21 protein-coding genes are annotated in these 20375 nt (G+C 68.5%); 17 read left to right on the forward strand and 4 right to left on the reverse strand.

From position 1 onward, the window contains the following. Positions 1 to 74: 74 nt before the first annotated feature. From infA to truA, 8 genes are all read left to right on the forward strand, one after another. Positions 75 to 296 (forward strand): translation initiation factor IF-1, encoded by a 222-nt coding sequence (gene infA / locus CVA01_RS10315; protein WP_014010831.1) that lies wholly within the window; start codon positions 75 to 77, stop codon positions 294 to 296. Between the two features lie 200 nt (positions 297 to 496). Then, entirely contained in the window at positions 497 to 865 is a 369-nt protein-coding gene (rpsM, locus tag CVA01_RS10320) for a 30S ribosomal protein S13 (protein WP_014010830.1), read from the forward strand. A gap of 3 nt (positions 866 to 868) precedes the next feature. After that, positions 869 to 1273, forward strand: coding sequence for a 30S ribosomal protein S11 (rpsK, locus tag CVA01_RS10325; RefSeq protein ID WP_014010829.1), 405 nt, complete (start codon positions 869 to 871; stop codon positions 1271 to 1273). A gap of 24 nt (positions 1274 to 1297) precedes the next feature. Continuing rightward, positions 1298 to 1903 carry a 30S ribosomal protein S4 gene (gene rpsD, locus CVA01_RS10330; RefSeq protein ID WP_014010828.1) on the forward strand — a complete coding sequence of 202 codons (606 nt, stop codon included), beginning with the start codon at positions 1298 to 1300 and terminating at the stop codon, positions 1901 to 1903. 73 nt (positions 1904 to 1976) lie between these two features. Then, positions 1977 to 2990, forward strand: coding sequence for a DNA-directed RNA polymerase subunit alpha (locus CVA01_RS10335; protein ID WP_141330537.1), 1014 nt, complete (start codon positions 1977 to 1979; stop codon positions 2988 to 2990). 68 nt (positions 2991 to 3058) lie between these two features. After that, entirely contained in the window at positions 3059 to 3577 is a 519-nt protein-coding gene (gene rplQ / locus CVA01_RS10340) for a 50S ribosomal protein L17 (protein ID WP_141330539.1), read from the forward strand. Positions 3578 to 3756: 179 nt separating this feature from the next. Beyond that, positions 3757 to 4566 carry a hypothetical protein gene (locus CVA01_RS10345; RefSeq protein WP_244938256.1) on the forward strand — a complete coding sequence of 270 codons (810 nt, stop codon included), beginning with the start codon at positions 3757 to 3759 and terminating at the stop codon, positions 4564 to 4566. After that, positions 4559 to 5410, forward strand: coding sequence for a tRNA pseudouridine(38-40) synthase TruA (truA, locus tag CVA01_RS10350; RefSeq protein WP_141330543.1), 852 nt, complete (start codon positions 4559 to 4561; stop codon positions 5408 to 5410). The genes CVA01_RS10345 and truA overlap by 8 nt, the downstream gene beginning before the upstream one ends. Before the next feature lie 103 nt (positions 5411 to 5513). On the opposite strand, the gene CVA01_RS10355 is transcribed toward truA, so the two are convergent. Beyond that, on the reverse strand, positions 5514 to 6473 hold the full coding sequence (locus CVA01_RS10355; protein WP_141330545.1) for an arsenic resistance protein: 960 nt from the start codon (positions 6471 to 6473) through the stop codon (positions 5514 to 5516). Between the two features lie 5 nt (positions 6474 to 6478). Continuing rightward, on the reverse strand, positions 6479 to 7264 hold the full coding sequence (locus CVA01_RS10360) for a hypothetical protein (RefSeq protein WP_244938257.1): 786 nt from the start codon (positions 7262 to 7264) through the stop codon (positions 6479 to 6481). A 128-nt stretch (positions 7265 to 7392) separates the two neighbouring features. On the opposite strand from CVA01_RS10360, the gene eccB reads away from it, so the two are divergent. Next, the gene (eccB, locus tag CVA01_RS15480) at positions 7393 to 8574 is read left to right on the forward strand and encodes a type VII secretion protein EccB (protein WP_141330549.1); all 1182 of its coding nucleotides are present in this window, start codon (positions 7393 to 7395) and stop codon (positions 8572 to 8574) included. Between the two features lie 482 nt (positions 8575 to 9056). Here eccB and CVA01_RS10370 read toward each other — a convergent pair whose 3' ends face one another. Continuing rightward, complete coding sequence (locus CVA01_RS10370) at positions 9057 to 10091, reverse strand: S8 family serine peptidase (RefSeq protein WP_141330551.1); 1035 nt, start codon at positions 10089 to 10091, stop codon at positions 9057 to 9059. A 59-nt stretch (positions 10092 to 10150) separates the two neighbouring features. After that, a complete protein-coding gene (locus CVA01_RS10375) occupies positions 10151 to 11416 on the reverse strand; it encodes a ubiquitin family protein (RefSeq protein WP_141330553.1) in 1266 nt (421 codons plus the stop codon). 222 nt (positions 11417 to 11638) lie between these two features. Here CVA01_RS10375 and CVA01_RS10380 point away from each other — a divergent pair, with 222 nt between their 5' ends. The 8 genes from CVA01_RS10380 (at position 11639) to glmM (ending at position 20358) form a co-directional block, all read left to right on the forward strand. Next, positions 11639 to 14932 carry an FtsK/SpoIIIE domain-containing protein gene (locus CVA01_RS10380; RefSeq protein WP_141330555.1) on the forward strand — a complete coding sequence of 1098 codons (3294 nt, stop codon included), beginning with the start codon at positions 11639 to 11641 and terminating at the stop codon, positions 14930 to 14932. Further along, on the forward strand, positions 14929 to 16107 hold the full coding sequence (locus tag CVA01_RS10385; protein WP_141330557.1) for a type VII secretion-associated protein: 1179 nt from the start codon (positions 14929 to 14931) through the stop codon (positions 16105 to 16107). Before CVA01_RS10380 ends, CVA01_RS10385 begins: the two co-directional genes overlap by 4 nt. A 30-nt stretch (positions 16108 to 16137) precedes the next feature. Further along, complete coding sequence (locus CVA01_RS10390) at positions 16138 to 16887, forward strand: FadR/GntR family transcriptional regulator (RefSeq protein ID WP_141330559.1); 750 nt, start codon at positions 16138 to 16140, stop codon at positions 16885 to 16887. Between the two features lie 146 nt (positions 16888 to 17033). Beyond that, positions 17034 to 17318: a WXG100 family type VII secretion target gene (locus tag CVA01_RS10395; RefSeq protein WP_014010803.1), complete on the forward strand. Its 285-nt coding sequence runs from the start codon at positions 17034 to 17036 to the stop codon at positions 17316 to 17318. A gap of 30 nt (positions 17319 to 17348) precedes the next feature. Beyond that, entirely contained in the window at positions 17349 to 17630 is a 282-nt protein-coding gene (locus CVA01_RS10400; protein WP_014010802.1) for a WXG100 family type VII secretion target, read from the forward strand. Positions 17631 to 17808: 178 nt separating this feature from the next. Then, positions 17809 to 18252: a 50S ribosomal protein L13 gene (rplM, locus tag CVA01_RS10405; protein WP_014010801.1), complete on the forward strand. Its 444-nt coding sequence runs from the start codon at positions 17809 to 17811 to the stop codon at positions 18250 to 18252. Next, complete coding sequence (gene rpsI, locus CVA01_RS10410) at positions 18249 to 18761, forward strand: 30S ribosomal protein S9 (RefSeq protein WP_014010800.1); 513 nt, start codon at positions 18249 to 18251, stop codon at positions 18759 to 18761. Before rplM ends, rpsI begins: the two co-directional genes overlap by 4 nt. A gap of 250 nt (positions 18762 to 19011) precedes the next feature. After that, a complete protein-coding gene (gene glmM / locus CVA01_RS10415; protein ID WP_141330561.1) occupies positions 19012 to 20358 on the forward strand; it encodes a phosphoglucosamine mutase in 1347 nt (448 codons plus the stop codon). Positions 20359 to 20375: the final 17 nt, after the last annotated feature.

Raw genomic sequence — 20375 nt, forward strand, 5'->3', positions numbered from 1 at the left:
CGAACAAGACTGTGTGGTCAGACTACGGCTCCGGCTCCCGCCGGCAGCTGCCCTGACCTGGAAAAGTGGAGGATATGGCTAAGAAGGAAGGCGCCATCGAGGTCGAGGGCAAGATTGTCGAGCCCCTGCCGAACGCGATGTTCCGTGTCGAGCTGGACAACGGGCACAAGGTGCTCGCCCACATCTCCGGCAAGATGCGTCAGCACTACATCCGTATCCTTCCCGAGGACCGCGTGGTCGTTGAGCTCTCGCCCTACGACCTGACCCGCGGGCGCATCGTCTACCGCTACAAGTAGACCTGCCCTACCTGTCGTTCCGGCACATCTGTCCGGCACAAAGACATTCGCCTCCGTACACCATCCGAGGACGCCGCCCCGCGCGGTGTCCACGGGCTCACCTCCGGCCGCGGCGGCCGGAGCCCGGCGTCCTTCCCCGTGGAGGACGCCGGGATGTGTGGGGAGCAAACCGCCGTTAACAAACCGGAAGGAACTGCCACATGGCACGCCTTGCTGGTGTTGATCTCCCGCGCGACAAGCGCATGGAGGTTGCACTCACCTACATCTACGGCATCGGCCCCGCCCGTGCCGCCGAGCTGCTGGAGAAGACCGGCATCTCTCCCGACCTGCGGTCCAAGGACCTCACTGACGAGCAGGTCTCCGCTCTCAAGGACGTCATCGAAGGCACCTGGAAGGTCGAGGGTGACCTCCGCCGCGAGGTCGCCGCCGACATCCGTCGCAAGATCGAGATCGGCTGCTACCAGGGCCTGCGCCACCGTCGTGGCCTCCCGGTGCGCGGTCAGCGGACCAAGACCAACGCTCGTACCCGTAAGGGCCCGAAGAAGACGATCGCAGGAAAGAAGAAGTAACAGATGCCTCCGAAAGCACGCGCTGGCGCGCGCCGTACCGGCCGTCGGGTCGTCAAGAAGAACGTCGCCCACGGTGCCGCGTACATCAAGTCCACGTTCAACAACACCATCGTCTCCATCACAGACGAGAAGGGTGCTGTGATCTCCTGGGCGTCCTCAGGCCACGTCGGCTTCAAGGGCTCCCGTAAGTCCACCCCCTTCGCCGCTCAGATGGCTGCCGAGTCCGCCGCCCGCAAGGCGATGGAGCACGGCATGAAGAAGGTTGACGTGTTCGTCAAGGGCCCGGGCTCCGGTCGTGAGACCGCTATCCGTTCCCTGTCCACCGCCGGCCTCGAGGTCGGCACGATCTCCGACGTGACCCCCCAGCCGCACAACGGCTGCCGTCCGCCGAAGCGTCGCCGCGTTTAATCAGGAAAGGACAGGAAACAGATAATGGCCCGTTACACCGGTTCAGCCACCCGTAAGTCCCGTCGTCTCCGCGTCGACCTCGTCGGCGGAGACCGCTCCTTCGAGCGTCGCCCGTATCCGCCCGGACAGGCCGGTCGTGGACGCATCAAGGAGTCCGAGTACCTCACCCAGCTGCAGGAGAAGCAGAAGGCCCGCTTCACCTACGGCGTCATGGAGAAGCAGTTCCGCCGCTACTACGCCGAGGCGAACCGTCGCCCCGGTAAGACCGGCGCGAACCTGGTCATCCTGCTGGAAACCCGTCTCGACAACGTCGTCTACCGTGCCGGCCTCGCCCGCACGCGTCGTCAGGCACGTCAGCTCGTCTCCCACGGTCACTTCACCGTAAACGGCAAGAAGATCAACGTACCGTCCTTCCAGGTCTCCCAGTACGACATCATCGACGTCCGGGACCGTTCCCGCTCGATGCTGTGGTTCGAAGAGGCCCAGGAGAACCTGCTCGACTCTGTCGTCCCGGCCTGGCTGCAGGTCGTGCCGTCCACCCTGCGCATCCTCGTGCACCAGCTGCCCGAGCGCGCCCAGATCGACGTTCCGCTGCAGGAGCAGCTCATCGTCGAGTTCTACTCCAAGTAAGGAACCACCCGGTTCCCCTCTGTTCACCTCATGTGGCGTCAAATAGCGGACGCCGAGAAGGAGAAATACCCCGATGCTGATTTCCCAGCGCCCCCAACTGACCGAGGAGTACATCAGCCCGGCCCGGTCGCGGTTCGTCATCGAACCGCTCGAGCCCGGCTTCGGTTACACCCTCGGTAACTCCCTGCGTCGTACCCTGCTGTCGTCCATCCCGGGCGCTGCGGTGACCTCCATCCGGATCGAGGGTGTGCTCCACGAGTTCACCACCATTCCGGGTGTCAAGGAGGATGTCTCCGACATTATCCTGAACATCAAGGCCCTGGTCCTTTCCTCGGACTCTGATGAGCCGGTCACCATGTACATCCGTAAGGAAGGCCTGGGCGAGGTCACCGGCGCGGACGTCGTCGTCCCCGCCGGCGTGGAGGTCCACAACCCGGACCTGCACATCGCCACGCTCAATGAGCAGGGCAAGCTGGACATCGAGCTCGTGGTCGAGCGCGGTCGCGGGTACGTCCCGGCCGCCGCCACCACCGGAGAGATCGGCCGCATCCCGGTCGACCAGATCTACTCCCCGGTGCTGAAGGTCAGCTACAAGGTCGAGGCGACGCGTGTTGAACAGCGCACCGACTTCGACAAGCTGGTCCTCGACGTGGAGACCAAGAACTCCATCACCGCCCGCGACGCCATCGCGTCCGCCGGTGGAACCCTGGTGGAGCTCTTCGGCCTGGCCCGCGAGCTGAACACCGAGGCTGAAGGTATCGAGATCGGCCCGTCCCCGCAGGAGACGGAGCACATCGCGGCCTACAGCCTGCCCATCGAGGATCTCGACTTCTCCGTCCGCTCCTACAACTGCCTCAAGCGTGAGGACATCCACACGGTCGGCGAGCTCGCCGCCCGTACCGAGTCCGATCTGCTGGACATCCGGAACTTCGGTCAGAAGTCCATCAACGAGGTCAAGGTCAAGCTCGCTGAGCTGGGCCTGGGCCTCAAGGATGCGCCGGAGGGCTTCGACATCAACAGCATCGAAGGCTACGACGCCGAGACCGGCGAGTTCCTGGACACCGAGGGCGAGGACATCGCCGAATAGAGGCATGACCGGTACCGGTCACCTGCCTGGAGCAAGCGCTCACCAGAACACATTCACGAGGAGAAGTTATGCCTACCCCGAAGAAGGGTGCCCGCCTCGGCGGATCTGCTTCCCACCAGAAGAAGATCCTCGCCAACCTGGCTGCTCAGCTCATTGAGCACGGCGCCATCAAGACCACGGACGCCAAGGCCAAGCTGCTGCGCCCGTACGTCGAGAAGATCATCACCAAGGCCAAGAAGGGCACCGTGGCGGACCGCCGCAACGTCCTGAAGCTCATCACGGACAAGGAAGTTGTCGCTTACCTGTTCAACGAGCTCGCGCCGAAGTTCGAAGGTCGCAACGGCGGTTACACCCGCATCGTCAAGCTGGAGAACCGTAAGGGCGACAACGCCCCCGTCTCCCAGATCTCGCTGGTTCTCGAGGAGCTCGCCTCCACCGAGGCCGAGCGCGCCACCAAGGCCGCCGCCAAGGCCCCGGTCGAGGAGGCCCCCGAGGTCGAGGCTGAGGAGTCCACCGACGCCGAGGCCGCCGCCGAGGCCGCCGAGGCTGAGGCTGAGGACGCCGAGGAGACCGCCGAGGAGAAGTAGTTCTCCTCCGGCAGTCTTCCCGGACGCCTGACTGACGACGCCCGTCCCTGCATAACGCAGGGGCGGGCGTCGTCGTGTCTGTGGCGTTGTGTCTGTGCCGTCGTGTCTGTGAGTTCCTGGTGGTGAACAGGCAGGAGTCTCACAGGGGAGGGGGTCCCTGCGCTGCTAGAATCAGTGCAATGTCTCCGCGGTCCACCCTGCACAACCCCGTCTCGTACCGCACCGCCGGCGTTCTCCTGGTCGTCAGCGGTGCGTTGCTGATCGTCGGGCAGGTCGTGGGCATTCTCCGGTGGAAGGGCATGTACTCGCTGACCGAGAACAGGTCCTCCGACCTCATGGCGTCCCGGTGCGGCATCCTGCGGGATGATTCCGGGGTCCGGTTCGCGTGCAATCCGGCGAGCTCCTTCACGACCACGATGGTGATCTGTTCCGGTATCGCGGTGATCCTCGCGAGCCTGCTGATGGTCCTGGCGGCCCGCCGGGAGGGTGACCGCGGCGTCTACGGAACTTCGCTGCTGCTGGGCCTGGCCGGGCTTCTGACGCTGGTGACCACCATGTTCACCGTGGACGACCATCCGAGGATCCACGACGTCTCCCTGCTGGTGTATCTGCTGGTGATGTGGGCGACAATGGAGGTCCTCGTCGATTCAGCGACGCGGCACGCTGAAACCACCGGTGACGCACACCCGCTGATCTACGGTGCCTATGTGCCGATCACCCGGGTCATGGAGTTCTTCTCGATCGTCGGTGCGCTGACGCTCGTCTTCTCGGGTCGCGATGTGATGCCCGGGGCTTTTGAGCGGGTGGCGCTGGACACCTTGACGGTCTGGGTCGTGGTCTTCGGCCTGGGGCTGTTCAGTCTCGGCGGTGCGGCGGACCGCGAGCGTCTGCGTGTGGTGGAGATGGAGAAGCTGCAGCGCGGAGCGAGATCGACAGCACCGAGCGCCGCCGCGCTGGCAGGGTTCGGACGGAAGGCGAACGATGAGTGAGATGGTGCGGGTACGCCTGGATGTCGCCTACGACGGCACGGACTTCCACGGCTGGGCCAGACAGAAAGGCCCGCAGGAGGCGCTCCGGACCGTGCAGGGGGTACTCGAGGAAAAGCTGTCACTGGTGTTTCGTACGCCGGTCGAGCTGACCGTGGCAGGACGCACCGACGCCGGCGTCCACGCGACCGGACAGGTCGCGCATGTCGACGTGCCTGCGTCTGCCTTCGGGCAGCGGTCTCTGGAGCAGCCGTCGGATCTGGTGCGGCGGTTGTCCCGGATGCTCCCCGCCGATGTGCGGCTGCACGGGGCGTCCGCGGCCGCACCCGGGTTCGACGCGCGGTTCTCCGCACTGCGCCGTCACTACGTCTACCGGGTGACGACGTCGATGGCCGGCCCGTCGCCGCTGCGCGTCCGGGACACGGCGCAGTGGCGACATTCCGTGGACCTGTCCGCGGTGCAGCTGGCGTCCGATGTGCTGGTCGGCCTGCACGACTTCGCGGCCTTCTGTAAGTACCGTGAGGGGTCCACGACGGTGCGTGAACTGCAGTCCTTCGAGTGGCGTGACATCTCGACCCCCACAGAACCGGAGACCTACGAGGCCTCGGTTGTGGCGGACGCTTTCTGCTGGTCCATGGTCCGCTCGCTGGTCGGCGCGGTCCTGACGGTGGGGGAGGGACGCCGCGACGAGGGGTTCGCGTCCTCCCTGCTTCAGGAGCGTTCGCGGTCATCGAAGGTACCGGTGGCACCGGCCTGCGGGCTGAACCTGGTGGCTGTCGATTACCCGGCGGACGCGGACCTCGCGGCGCGTGCCGAGGAGACGCGGGTGAAGCGGGAGCCGGTGTAGGGGTCTCCGGCACGCTGTGCCCGTGCAGCGGCGTGACCTGTTCAGTCGGGCTGGTGTGTCGGACGACGGGAGGAGTCATCAGGGGCCCGGCGAGCGGATCTCCTCACCGCACCAGCTTCGGCACCAGCCGCACCATCGTCACCATGACGAGCAGCTCGACCAGGGTCTGCGTCACCACCACCAGTGGCGACAGGTCGTAGGCCGCCGGCAGGGCGAGGACCAGCGGCAGCACCACCAGTGAATTCCGCGTCACCGCGGTGAAGACCACCGCTCGGTGGGACGCCACCTCCAGTCGCGCGAACCGGGCAGCCGCACCACCGATCAGCGGCATGACCAGAGAGAACACCACATACACCGGAACCACGGTCACCAGCTCCCGCCAGCGGCCGGAGACGCCGTCGATCTGTGAGGCCACGACCACCGCCAGGACCACCATCATCAACGGCACCGTCAGGTCGGCGAAGAGTCCGGACAGGAACCTCCAGTCTGATCTCTGTGCCCACTGGGTGATCCCCGCCGCCAGCAACGGCACCACGATCAGCCAGATGAACGCCGAGATGAACGGACCCATCTCCACCGACTCGACCACCCCGGCCCCGGCGAACAGTCGTAGCCACACCGGCAGCAGCACCATCTGCGCCAGCATGAGCAGGGGAGTCGCGGCCAGCAGCCGGTCCGCCGCACCACCGGCCAGCCCGGTGAACACGATCACGTAGTCCACGCACGGTGCCAGCAGCACGAACAGCAGCCCGACCAGCAGTGCACGGTCGGCGTCTCCGGTGAAGGGCCTGGTCAGTACCCACACCACCAGCGGAGCACAGAGGAAGTTCACGACGAAGACGGTCACCAGGAACCGCCAGTCACGTAGGGCGTGCCCGATCCGGCCGAAGGGTACGGCGAGGAAGGTGGCGTAGAGCAGCAGCCCCAGCGCCGGGTTGATCGCATGCTCCGCGGGGGTCGCCACCGACGGGACCGATAGCCCGACCACCCCGCCCACCAGCAGTGCGCCGAGGTACAGCGCGACCTGGCGGTCGTCCATCCAGGTGGCGAGGCGGGTGCGCATGGGGATCAGCGTAGCGGCAGTCGACGGAAGGGAAGCATCGTCTCTCCGCAGCGCAGGTGCCCGGCGTCCAGGTCCACGGTGAGGTCGACGGCGATGCTGTCGGATTCGGCGGCAGCAGTGTTCTCGGTTACCAGCACCCGGCAGGTCTGCGGATGCCACGCCTCCCGCCACTGCCCGGGCGAGGCCACCACCGCTACATCTGCGCCCGCCACCGACCCCACCGTCCGCCCGGTCACCGCCACCGTCGACACGACCTCTGCAGCTCCCGCCCCGCACACCAGCACCGTCGCTCCGGGGGGCAGGTTCACCGTCACCGGCTCACCAGACGCATCAGTCCCGACCATCCACCCGGGCAATGCCTCCACCGCCACCTCTCCATGCACCTCACGTGCACCGGTAGGCAGTCCCGGCACGGCACGGGACAGCAGGCCGCAGCCGGCGGCCGCGAACGGGACCCGCGCGGCGTCCGCAGGGTGGACCCCGACCAGAATCCGACCGGACGGGCGGGACAGGGCGGCGAGCCCGGCATAGGAGCGTTGTGTCGGACCGTCCGGCTTGGGCGGCGCCGCCGAGACCACCACCGGCAGCTCGGCCCGGAGACCTGCGGCGAAGCAGTCCAGCAGCTGTGCGTCACACACCACCGGCTCCCGGGCGCCCCACAGGTCGTGGTGCGGCGGATGCACGTGGAACCACGCGCGCTCCGGCGTCTGCTCCGCCACGAGCCGACCCAGCCGGTGGCGTCCCCACCCGGCCGCGGTCCCTGTCCCGATCACGGCCACGGCGGCCGTCACTGTTCCCCACACAAGAGTTCCCCTGTCATGTATCTTTCACAGCAGAATGTACATCACGGCGCGCCGCGGGGTCGGCGCATCGGGGGATTTCCGGGGGGCACCCCGGGGGAATGTCAGGGGAGAACACGATGAGAACGACAGGCCTGCAGGTCTCCGGCTACTCCTTCCTGCTTCGGAGGATGGAGCTCGCGCTGGTCACCGGCGACCCGCGGATGGCACACGATCCGCTGCGCACCCAACGACGCGCCGTGGGGGTCGGCGTGCTGCTCGCCCTGCTCGTCGCCGGCGGGATGCTGCTGGTCGCGATGCTGCGTCCGGCGCCCTCGGTAGGGGACGCCGCCCTGGTCACCGATGAATCCGGGGCACTGCACGTGCGGCTCGGGGAGTCCTTCCACCCGGTGACGAATGTGGCCTCGGCACGACTGCTGCTGGGGTCGGCGGAATCGCCGTCGAAGACCACCGCATCGAACCTGGCCGAGTTCGAGACCGGCCCGCCCGTCGGCATTCCGGACGCACCGGGACTTGTCCCGGTCACCGGCGGCGACGCCGATGAGTGGGCGTTGTGCGGTCCGACGGTTGTGGCGGCGTCCTCGCTGGAGGACGCGGGGCCGCAGGTCCTGGAGGCACCGTCGGGGTACTGGCTGGTCGTCGAGGGGGAGCGGATGCTCATTCCGGACGCCGGGACCACCGTCGCCCGGGCGCTCGGGACGGTACCGGTGCAGGTCGATAATGAGGTGGTGACGGTGCTGCGGCGTGGGCCGGACGTGACACTGCCTGCTGGTCGGTCCGGGCTGGACGCGCCCTTCGATGCGCAGGGGACGCTGGTGACCGCAGGCGAGCGGGCCTTCCTCGTCGCCGACGGTGGGTTGGCCGAGGTCACGGGGACGCGCCGGGCGGTCGCGGAGGCTCTGGCGGGTGCGCCGGTGGTCTCCGACCTGGGGACCGTCCTGGAGATGCCGGGAGCGACGGCGCTGGACCGGGTGCCGGTGGAGGCGTCACTCCGTGAGATCGGTGGGGTGTGTGCGGGGTCGGTGCTGGTGGAGGCGCCGGAGCAGAAGTCGGGAAAGGAGCCGGCCGGACATTATGCGGGTCCGCGGGGAACCGCTGCCGTGGTGACTGAGCGGGGCTTGGCCCTGGTCAGTGAATCCGGGGTGCGGTACGCGGTGCCCTCGCCGGAGGAGCTCGCTGCACTGGGGGTTCTGGAGGACGGCGAGCTGCCGGTCCAGGTGCCGTGGCGGGTGATTGAGCCGCTGCCGGACGGTGGGGAACTGTCCGTCGAGCGGGCCCGGCGGACCGTCGAGGTGGGGTGACAACGGGGGACGCCCGGCGGATACCTGAGGTCGATATCAATGGACCTGGCCTCGGAGGATGATTCTGATGGCTGACAAGCAGGCGCTGCTGGAGGAGAATCCACAGCAGGGAGGACGGCTCCAGGGGTGACCCGACTCCATGCAGCTACCAGTACCGGGAGGCGGAAGTCAGGTACCTGATCTCCGCTTCCCCGTACTGGTAGCGACAGTGACGCAGACCGCGGCTTAGATGCTGCCGGTGACGGAGCCTACGACCTGGTTGAGCGCGTGGGACACGCCGGAGATGCCGGTGGTGAGGATGGAGCCGATGGTGTGGATGATGGTGGTAATGGCGTCGATCATGAAGTGCCTCCTGTAAGGCGTCGTGTGAATGAACGGCAGCGGGTCCGCTGCACTGGAAAATGAGGTTACGAGCCGTTCCCGCCAGTTCATCGGGGTACGCCTGCAGGGACCGTGGGAGCTCTGTGGCAGTCCCCGGGCATTCACCCGCGAGGACGCCGAGTCACCGTCACGCCGAGTGCCCCGACCAGCACCAGGGACGTCAGAGCGAGTGGAACCCGCAGTTCAAGCCGCTCATCCGGGGCTGCCGCCAGGTCAACCCCGTCAATCCAGGGCGACTCCCGGACGCCGGCCACCGGCTCACCGTCCATCACCGAGGCGACTGCCGCCGCCGGGTCCACCACCGGTACCCCGCCTGACCGGGCGGTGGAGACCAGCACCGACCGCACCTGCGCCGCCGACATCTCCGGGCGGACCTGCCAGACCAGCGCCGCCGCCGCAGAGACCACCGGAGCGGCGAAACTGGTGCCCGCGAACGGGTCCGGATCACCCACGACGGTCACCTCACCGGCAGGGGTACGCAACACCGTCGAGACCGGACCACCCGGCGCGACCAGGTCCACCCACACCCCGGGCACCGAGTAGTCGGCCACCACCCGGCCACGACCCAGATCGCCCAGTTGGGACGCCTCGGGGATACGGGCGTCCACCCCGCCGACCGTCAGGACGCCGGGCAGCGAGGCAGGGAACGGGGTCTGCCCCTCGGCACACTGTCCGGAGTTGCCCGCCGCGGCGACGATGAGCAGCCCGGCGTCCTCCGCATCGGCGACCGCCCGTCGCAGCTCGACAGTGTCCTGGCAGGCCACGAGCGACATGTTCACGATCTTCACCTCGGGGTGCTCACGGGCATGTGTGACGGCACGTTCCAGGGCGTCGACCAGCCCGGCGACGGTGCCCGCACCACGGTCGGTCTCCTGGCGGTGGGAGACCACGGTCGCATCGGGTGCCACGCTGCGCAGAACTCCCGCGACCGCCGTGCCATGCAGGACGCAGTGGTCCAGATCCTCCTCCCGACCGGGCACGACCCCGGGTGAGGACGCCCCGGTGTCCACCAGGGCGATCCCCACTCCGGCACCGGTGGCGACGTCATGGGGCAGCGTCACATCCACCGGCAGTGCCTCACCGGGCTCGGGGACCCCGCACTGTTCGCGGTGTTCCTGTGCTGAGACCACCGGCATGCCCACCAGCAACAGAACCGCAGCACACACCACCGCCGACGCGTGCCCCGCCAGGTACCTCACCCGATGCCCCTGACCAGGTCGAAGACACCGGTGGTGGCGATGAAAAGAGGCACGGCGACAGCGAAGGCGACGGTCTCCAGGATGTCGATCACCCGGCCGGCAAGCGGCGAGGTCACCTTCACCGCGGGCAGGATCACCGGCAGCAGGGCCACCGCCGGCCACGGGGACGCGCAGTGCACCAACGTCCACACGGCGACGATGACTGCGGTGACAGTGACCGCCACCGCGTGGACCGGACGGCAGCCGCGGGCCGAGAGTCCGGTCACCGCAACGGTCAGACAGGCGGCCACGGTGACCCACCCGGGCGCGGACCCCGGTGGGATGAGCTGGACCACGCCAGCGCTGATGACTGTGCAACAGGCGATGACCAGGGCGGCGTGAACCTGCCGGGCCCGGTCGACGGCAGCGTTCCTGGCGTCGGTGGAGTCGGTGGAGTTGGCGGCTCTCTCGCCTGCTGACCTGGCGTCCTGCTTCCGCAGCCGGTCCGTCGCGGCGAACAGGCCGGTCGCAGGGATCCTCGGCAGCGGCACCCCGGCCAGTCCCAGGGCGGTCTGCCCTGCGATGACCAGGCCGGTCATCCCCACCAGCACCGTCAGCCCGGGCCAGAAGTTCAGCGCCGCTGCCACCGCGAGGACTACCGTGACCACCCGTTCGGGTCCCGGCCGCCACACCGCGCAGGCGGCGAGGACGCAGCCGGTCAGTACATTGACCTGCACTCCGGCACTGAAGGCGAGCAGGGCAGCCAGGGCGGTATACCGCTTCCCGTGCAGACTCGCCGCAGCCGCCGCCACTGCGAGGACCAGGGTGAGCACGGAGCACAGCAGTGCCGCCGTACCGGCCGGATCCCCGGTGCCGTCGAGCACATCGCGTGCACGGTCGCTGATCTCCAGCGGGTGCCACAGCGGCGCTCCGGGGCTGAACGGAGGCAGGACAAGGGTGGCAGCCGCGGCGAGGAAGGACGCGACCCACACCGACGGATTGGTCGGGAGATCCCCGCTGAGCAGCCCGACGGTGTCGGTCGGTGGGGCAGGGACCGTGGCGCGCGCCAGGGTGAGACGTTCCCCGGGGCGCACCCCGGCCTCATCGAGCCCGTGCTCGGGGCGTAGGACCCCGGCGGGTCCGCTGAGCTGCCAGTGTTCGCCGGGCGCGGCGTCCACCAGATGGGGCAGGAGTTCAGTGACCGGGACGGTCCCGGACACGGTGGCGTCGAGGACGCGCCCGCGTCCCCGGTCGTCGACGACGGTGATACTGACGGCGATCACTGGTGGATTCCCCCTGGTGAATGATGCTGTGACAGGTGCCGCGACCCCCGGTGGTACGGCATGTGACGGCAACTTTAGGCGATAAACATTCCGCGCGCAGCGGGATTACGGTATCGTCACCGAACACAGGCGTAAGCCAGAGATTATGTTGTCGGGGGTCCGGTGCCACAGGGGGCGCGGGCAGGGTCGATGACGGGGACTTTTCATCTGAGGGGACAGCCGGTGCAGACGCAACCACCACCATCACTGCCGAAGAACAGACAGCCGTTCCTGCGGCTCCTCATGCCCGCGGTCATGCTCGTCGCCGTGCTCGGCATGGTCGCCGCGATGATGCTCTCGGGGATGGCCCGCAGCCCCATGACCTTCATTTTTCCCCTGATGATGGTCGGCTCCATGGTCATGATGTTCCAGCCCGGAGGTCAGGACGTCGACGAGATCCGGCGCAGTTACCACCGCCATCTCGACGCGCTGACCGACGGCGTCCGCCGGGCCCGGAACACCCAGCGGGAGGACACCGAACGCCGCCACCCCCACCCGCAGGCACTGTGGACACGCGCGGTCGAGGGGGTGGACGGGCAGGACGTCGAACCGGGTGTCGTCCGTCTCGGTACCGCTGTCCAGGCCCCCGATGACCCGCTCGACATCCCGGTCGACGTGCCCCCGGAGGACCTGGAGCCGGTGTGCGCGATGAGCCTGCGTGACCTGGCGACCCGCCACGCCACCCTGGACGCCCCGGTGGCGGTGGACCTGCGGCAGTTCCCGGTCGTCGCGGTGACCGGACCAGGGGCGTCCGACCAGGTCAGGGCGATGCAGGGGGCACTGGTCCTGCAGGATCCGGGCGTGGTGGGCATCGACGGACCGCATGACCGGTGGCTACCGCATGACGGCGCACTGCGGATCAGCTTCCGCTACAGCGCGGAGGTCGAGTCACCGGCGCCGCAGGCCGCCGCACCCGCGCGCTGCACCGTCGTCGCTGACCCGGACGACGCCGCCGAGGAGACCGCCCGGACCCGCGGCCTGCTGCTCCACTCCGACGGGGAGGTGCTGTCGGCCTGGACTGTCGACGGCTGGCGTCCCTTCGCCACCGCCGACCGCCTCAGTGACGTCGAACTTGCCGCCCTGTGCCGCGCCCGCTGCACCCGGCGCAGTGAGACCTCCCTGCTCGACCTGCCCGGCGGCGACCTGCGTGCTCCGATCGGCCGGGCGGGGCAGTCGCCGGTGTACCTCGACATCAGGGAGTCCGCCAAGGGCGGCATCGGCCCGCACGGACTGTGCATCGGCGCGACCGGATCGGGAAAATCCGAGTTACTCAAGGCCGTGGTCACCAGCTTCGCCCACCACCACAGTGCCGGGGAACTCAACTTCGTCCTCGTCGACTTCAAGGGCGGAGCCGCCTTCGCCGGTCTGGAACGCCTGCCGCACACCGCCGCGGTGATCACGAACCTGTCGGATGAAGCGGTGCTCGTCGACCGGATGCAGGACGCCCTGCTCGGCGAGATGCACCGCCGCCAGGAGACGCTGCGTGCCGCGGGCCTGTCCACCGCCACGGAGTACAACCGCCGGCACCCCGGTGAGATGCCCTCCCTGTTCATCGTGGTGGATGAGTTCTCCGAACTCCTGCATGCCCGTCCGGAGTTCGCCGACGTCTTCGCCGCAGTCGGACGACTCGGCCGGTCCCTCGGCCTGCACCTGCTGCTCGCCAGTCAGCGACTGGAGGAAGGGCGACTGCGCGGCCTGGAATCACACCTCAGCTACCGGATCGCCCTGCGGACCTTCTCCGCCGCCGAGTCCCGCGCACTCATCGGCTCGACCGCCGCCCACGACCTGCCGGCCACTCCCGGTGCCGCGATCCTCGCCGAGGCCGGTGGCGCAGGTCAGGTGCGGTTCCAGTCGGCCTATGTCTCCGGACCCGAGGTGCCGGCCGACCGGCGCATCATCCGCGAACTGGGGGTGGAACCAGAGGCCACCGGTACGACCATGGATCTCGTCGTCGACCGGCTGGCCGGGCCGAACCTCCGCCCGATCTGGCTGGATCCGCTGCCCACCGAGCTGCCGGCAAGCCGACTGCTCGGGGACCACGCCACCGGGGAATCCACCCCGCTGTGCGTCCCCGTCGCCCTGGAGGACCTGCCCTTCGACGGTGAACAACGTCGCCTCGACATCGACCTGCGTCGCAGGCACTGGGCCGTCGTCGGCTCACCGGGCACCGGCAAGACCACCCTGCTCCGCACCCTCACCGTCGGACTCGCACTGACCAGTCCCTCGGTGGCGGTCTACGTTCTCGACCCCGGCGGCTCCCTGGCCTCCCTGGCGCGCTTACCGCAGGTCGCCGCGGTCGTCGGCGCCGACCGGGTCGACCGGCTGCTCGACGAGCTGGAGCAGGACGCTCCGGCCGGTGTCGCCCACCGCGTCCTGCTCATCGACGGGGTGGACGCCCTGGGTGAGAGCGACCGTCGGCTCGCCACCCTGGTGGCCGGGGGACTGGAGCGTGGCGTCCACGTGGTCGTCACCGCGCTGCGCTGGACTTTCCGGCCCAGTCTGCGTGACCTGCTCACCGGGACCGTCGAACTGAAGATGACGCCCACGGACTCCACCTTCCGCGATGCCCAGCGCAGCCTGCCCGACGTGCCGGGCCGCGGCGTCTCCCCTGCGGGACGCCACATCCAGACCGCCCGTTCCGACGAGGAGGCTGTCGAGCATGCCCGGCGGGTCAGCGTGGCCCGCAACGAACCGGACCTGCACATGAAGCTGCTGCCCGAGCAGATCTCCTACTCCGCGGCCGGTGTGGCAGAGCCCGGCAAGGTCATCCTCGGTGTCGGTGGCCCCACCCTCGGTGCCGTGACCTGGGACCCGGCGTCCTCCCCACATCTCACTGTCGTCGGTCAGGCACGGTCCGGGGTGACGACCACGTTGCGCACCCTCATCGCCGGGCTCACCGATCCCGTTGCGTGGGAGCAGGGGAGTGTGGAACTGCTCGTCGCCGACGGGCGCCGCGGGTTGCTCGGCGTGCCGGGCTACCGCTCCCCGGCGTCTTTCACCGAAGAACTGACCCGCTGGGAGGGGGTGCTGCGCGAGAGGATCCCGGACGACGTCACCTCGCTGAGCCCGCAGATGCTGCGCGACCGCAGCTGGTGGACTGGACCGGACCTCGTGGTCGTCGTCGACGACCTCGACCATTCCACCGACCTCACCGCGGCACTCGACATCCTGGTCCCGCTGCTGCCCCATGCCGCGGACATCGGTCTTCACCTGGTCACCGCCCGGCGTAGTGCGGTGATGGGGCGCAGCACCTACACGCCACTGCTCCAGGGCGTGCGCGACAGTACCGCCTGGGTCCTGCTCTCGGCACCGCGGGAAGACGGCCCGGTCGCCGGCCAGGTGTTGCGTCCCACCGCGCCGGGCCGTGGCGTCCTCGTCGTCGGGGACGCCGTGGAACTGCAGGTCGCCGTGGTGGATGAACCGACAGAGGTTGAGACCGAGGTTGAGACCGAGGACACGACAGGGGAGAAACAGTGAACGCGACAGGAATGACCGTGCAGGCGGTGTCTCTGGTGGAGTCCGGCGTCCTCGTCAACGGGTGGACAGTGACCGACCTGCTCAGCGGGTTCAGTGTCCGGTGCGACGCGCCGGGTGAAGGCGACGGAGTGCGGTGGCGAGGGTCCGCGGTGCCGCTGGAGAGGCTCGAGGCGGTCCGTGAACTTGTCGCCGAGGTGCTCGAGGAACGTGCGGCGGACCCGGATCTCACCGACCCGAATCCGCGGACGCCGCGGATCCGGTTCCCCTGGGGTGTGGGCGAATCCACCACCGATGTGCTGGTCACCGGTCAGGACGCCACGACAGTCGCCGCCTATCTGCGCACTGTCGGGCTACGGGCCCGGTGCGTGGATCCGGATGCCGCGCTGCGCCTCGCCGCGGACCTGGAGATGGCCCGTGCCGAGCTCGCTGATCTGGAGGGCGGGGACCCGGCGGACGGAGTGGAGGACAGGGTCGACAGGGTCGACAGGGACGTGGGCGCGGAGATGGACGGGGAGATGGACACGGAACGCCCACGGGTGCACCGGACCCTTCTCGCCGTCACCGCTGTCGTCGTGGTGCTGGTCGGTGTCCTGGTGGTGGGCCTCCTCGGGCAGGGCGGGGAAGGTTCTGTCACCGCCTCGCCACCGGCCACGCCGCAGACCGCGCCGCAGACCGGGGCGTCCTCCAGCGCGGTGCCGACGCCGGAGCAGGAGTCTGCGGCCGCCGTGCCCGCTGACGGGCAGCAGTTCGCCGACCCGGTACGCCGCGGCGACCCCACCCCGGAGCACACCGCCGAGCGTGCCGACATCCCCGTCGACGCCGACCTCGACGGCTGGACCCTGCGGGAGGCCACCGAACGCCGCGAGATCTGGATGTCGGACGATCCGGACGCCCGTATCCTCGTCGCAGCCACCCCGACTCCGCTGGGCACCCAGGAGGAACTCGACGCCCGGATGCTCACCGGTCTGGCTGACATGCCAGGTGCACGGGTGACCTCGCAGCACCCGGTGAACTACGAAGAGGACAGTGGCCGGTCCACGACCCGATGGCAGGTGCGTCTCATCGACGGTCACCAGGTCTCCGTGGGCTGCCAGTACCGGACGGGTACCGCGGAGCAGACGGCCGGGCGGCTCGCCGCCTGCGACCGGTTCGCCGCCACCGCCCGGGTGGGGTGAACACCATGTCACCGTGGTAGAACCGACAACATGTCAGAAATCTCAGATCCTGGGCGTCCCGCACCCCGGACCAGCACCCATTCGCTGGTCGTCGAGGCGATCGAGAACCGGATCTTGTCCGGGGAACTCGGTGTCGGTGACATGCTCCCGCCGGAGCGTCAGCTCGCCGAACAGCTCGGGGTGAGTCGCGCGGCTGCCCGCGAGGCGATCCGGGTGCTGGAGAGCCACGGCGTGCTCGAGTCCCATGTCGGCTCCGGGGCCCGTGCCGGGACATTCATCACCTCGATGCCGACCGCGGCGCTGAGCCGGTTCCTGAAGCTGCATGTCGCGCTCAACAATTTCGCCCTCGACGAGGTCGTCCAGACCCGCATGATCCTTGAGGTCGAGAGTGCACGGATGGCTGCGAAACACCGCGACCCCGAGATGCTCGACCGCATGAAGCAGGAGCTCGCCGTGATGGACGGGGATGAGGAGGCCGACGATGCGGAGCTGAGTCGGGAGGACTTCGGGGACGCCGACACCCGTTTCCACGTCGCCCTGGCCCACGGTGGCGGCAACCGTCTGTTCGCCGATATGACGCAGGCGATCCGGGAGTCGCTGCGCGCCCCGCTGCTGGAGGGCTACCAGGCCCGGGAGGACTGGGCCGCGATGCAGGCCACCCTGCAGGACCAGCACCGCGCGCTGCTTGATGCGGTGGCACAGGGGGACGCCGATCTGGCCGCGGAACTCGCCGCCGAACACATCCGGACGTCGTACCAGGTGCTGTCGGTGCAGAAGTGACGGCGACGTGACCCGGTGAAGTAATTTCGGTGGGGAGTGAACCGGGCGGGGGTCTGTGGAGTCTAACTAAGGGACGGTCCCGACAGGGGCCGGCACCCACCGGGAAACCGACTCAGATACAGACACAGAAATATGAGGGGGAAGCCATGAGCTTCAGGACAACCACCGACGTCATGCACGCCACCGCGGGGAAGGTGGACACGGTCAACGACCAGGTCCAGGCGGAACTGAACCGGCTGCAGGGCACCGTCGATTCCGTGCAGGGGGTGTGGCGGGGTGAGGCGCAGGCGTCCTTCGGGAATCTGATGGTCCGCTGGAACGATTCCGCCCGTGAGCTGCGCGCCGCACTGACCAGTATCGCGGAGAACATCCGCGGCAACGCCCGGTCCTTCCAGCAGGTCGAGGACGACAACGTCGCCGCGTTCCGCTGACGGCACCGACAACAACCCGAGGAGACTGACATGATCCAGTACGATTTCGCCCAGATCGCCCAGGCAGCCGCCGATATCCGTGCGACCAGCCGTAACATCAACGGAATGCTCTCCCAGCTCAAGGGCGATGTCGCCCCGATGATCGCTGAGTGGGAGGGTTCCTCCGCCGTGGCCTACCAGGACGCCCAGCGCAGGTGGGACAACTCCCTTGAAGAGCTCAACATGGTGCTCGACTCCGTCGCCCGCACCGTCGACGACGCCAATGCGCGGATGAGTCAGATCAACACCAGCGCCGCGAACAGCTGGGCGTGACGGGTTTGGTGGTCGTGACCGGGGGAGAGTAGTGTCTTTCAGGTTGCGGTCACCCCGGTGTATGCCCCGGTGACCGGTCCGCGGGTCTCAACCGGCCGCCGCGGGCACCCCGGAACACGGTGAAAGCCGTGGTCCGGGTAGACGGGCCGGCAGCTCCATGAAGACAAGGAGTCCTTACGTGACTACTTTCCACCCGAAGAGCGGTGACATCACCCGTAAGTGGTACGTCATCGACGCCACTGACGTGGTTCTGGGTCGTCTCGCCACCCACGTTGCAGGTCTGCTGCGCGGCAAGGGCAAGGCCATCTACGCCCCGAACACCGACTGCGGTGACAACGTCATCATCATCAACGCCGACAAGGTCGCGATCTCGTCCAACAAGCGTGACCGCGAGTTCCGTTACCGCCACTCCGGTTACCCGGGCGGTCTGAAGACCATGTCCCTGGGCCGCTCCCTGGAGCTGCACCCGGAGCGCGTCGTTGCTGAGGCGATCACCGGCATGATGCCGCACAACCGACTCTCCCGCCAGTCCGTGAAGAAGCTGCGCGTCTACGCGGGTGCCGAGCACCCGTTCGCCGCTCAGAAGCCCGAGACCTACGAGATCAAGAAGGTGGCCCAGTGAGCGACATCGAGAACTACGAAGCTACCGACGCCGTGAGCGAGGAGTTCGTCGCCACCATCGGTGACACCGTCGCCGAGGTCGAGGAGACCGACGAGGCCACCCCGGCCGTCGCCGATCTCTACGAGGGCCCGATCCAGACCGTCGGCCGCCGCAAGGAGGCCGTCGTCCGCATCCGTATGGTCGCCGGCTCCGGCCAGTTCACCTGCAACGGTCGCACCCTGGAGGACTACTTCCCGAACAAGCTGCACCAGCAGCTGATCAAGGCTCCGCTGGTCCTGCTGGACCGCGAGAACCAGTTCGACTTCCAGGTCAACCTCAAGGGCGGTGGCCCCTCCGGCCAGGCCGGCGCGATGCGTCTGGCTATCTCCCGTGCCCTGAACAAGTACAACCCGGAGGAGCGGGCCGCCCTGAAGAAGGCCGGCTTCCTCACCCGTGACGCCCGTGCGGTCGAGCGCAAGAAGGCCGGTCTGCACAAGGCCCGTCGCGCCCCGCAGTACTCCAAGCGCTGATTGTCCGGGGCCCTGCGCCCCGCCTGTCAGCCCTGGTGGGCTGTCCCGGTTTTCCGGGCAGAGACGCCGTCCATGTCGCACCTCGTGTGCGCCGTGGGCGGCGTTTCGCTGTCCGGGTCCGCGGTGTGCCGGCATCACGCAGCATGAGGCGGTTCCTTCCCCCGCTAGAACAGTCTCCGACTGCGTGATGCAGACACGGTCCGGGCACCGACACGGGAACCAGACACCCCGACCACTAGACTGGCTCCCCATGAGCAGACTTTTCGGAACTGACGGGGTGCGCGGTCTGGCCAACCGCTCCCTGACCGCCCCCCTCGCCCTGCGGCTGGGGGCCGCTGCCGCACGCGTTCTCACCGAGACCTCCCCGAACTCCCAGCGCCGGCCTGTCGCCGTCATCGGCCGGGACCCGCGGGTCTCCGGCGAGATGCTGGTCGCCGCCCTCTCGGCGGGCATGGCCTCCCAGGGCGTCGACGTCCTCAACGTCGGTGTCCTGCCGACCCCGGCCGTCGCCTTCCTCACCGACGATTACGGCGCGGACATGGGTGTGATGATCTCGGCGTCCCACAACCCGATGCCCGACAACGGCATCAAGTTCTTCGCCGCCGGCGGTCACAAGCTCGACGACACCGTCGAGGACGAAATTGAGGCCGCCATGCTGGACCTGGCGGAGACCGGCCCGACCGGCGCGGCCATCGGCCGGATCATCGAGGAATCCGGTGACGGCCTGGAGCGTTACCTGTTCCACCTGGCGTCCTCGGTGCCTGCGCCGCTCGACGGCATCCGTGTCGTCGTCGACTGCGCCAACGGTGCCGCCAGCGAGGCCGCCCCGCAGGCCTACGCCCAGGCCGGGGCGGATGTCGTGGCGATCCACAACCACCCGAACTCCTACAACATCAACGACGACTGCGGGTCCACCCACATCAACGTCGTCCGGGACGCCGTCCTGGAGAACCACGCGGACCTCGGTCTCGCCCACGACGGTGACGCCGACCGCTGCCTCGCGGTGGACTCCGAGGGCAACATCATTGACGGCGACCAGATCATGGCGATCCTCGCGGTGGCGATGAAGGAGTCCGGCGAACTGCGCAGGAACACCCTCGTCGCCACGGTCATGTCGAACCTGGGCCTGACGCTGGCGATGAAGGAGCAGGGGATCGAGCTGCGCCGGACGAAGGTCGGCGACCGTTACGTGCTCGCCGACCTCAACGCCCAGGACCTGTCCCTGGGCGGCGAGCAGTCCGGCCATGTCGTCATCCCGGCGCACGGGACGACCGGTGACGGCACGCTCACCGGTCTGTCGATCATGGCGCGGATGGCGGAGACCGGCCGGACCCTGCGTGAACTCGCGTCGGTGATGACCGTGCTGCCGCAGACCCTGGTCAATGTGCCGGTGGAGGACAAGGAGCGGATCCACACGTCCCCGGTCGTCGCCGAGGCTGTCGCCGAGGCGGAGAAGGAGCTGGGGGAGACCGGCCGGGTCCTGCTGCGCCCCAGTGGCACCGAGCAGGTCTACCGCGTCATGGTGGAGGCACACACCGCGGCCGATGCCAAGAAGATCGCCGGGCAGCTGGCGGCCGTGGTCATCTCCGAGGGCTGATCTCTCCGGGGGAGTTC

This window comes from Corynebacterium variabile, from assembly GCF_006539825.1.
Classification (GTDB): Bacteria; Actinomycetota; Actinomycetes; order Mycobacteriales; family Mycobacteriaceae; genus Corynebacterium; species Corynebacterium variabile.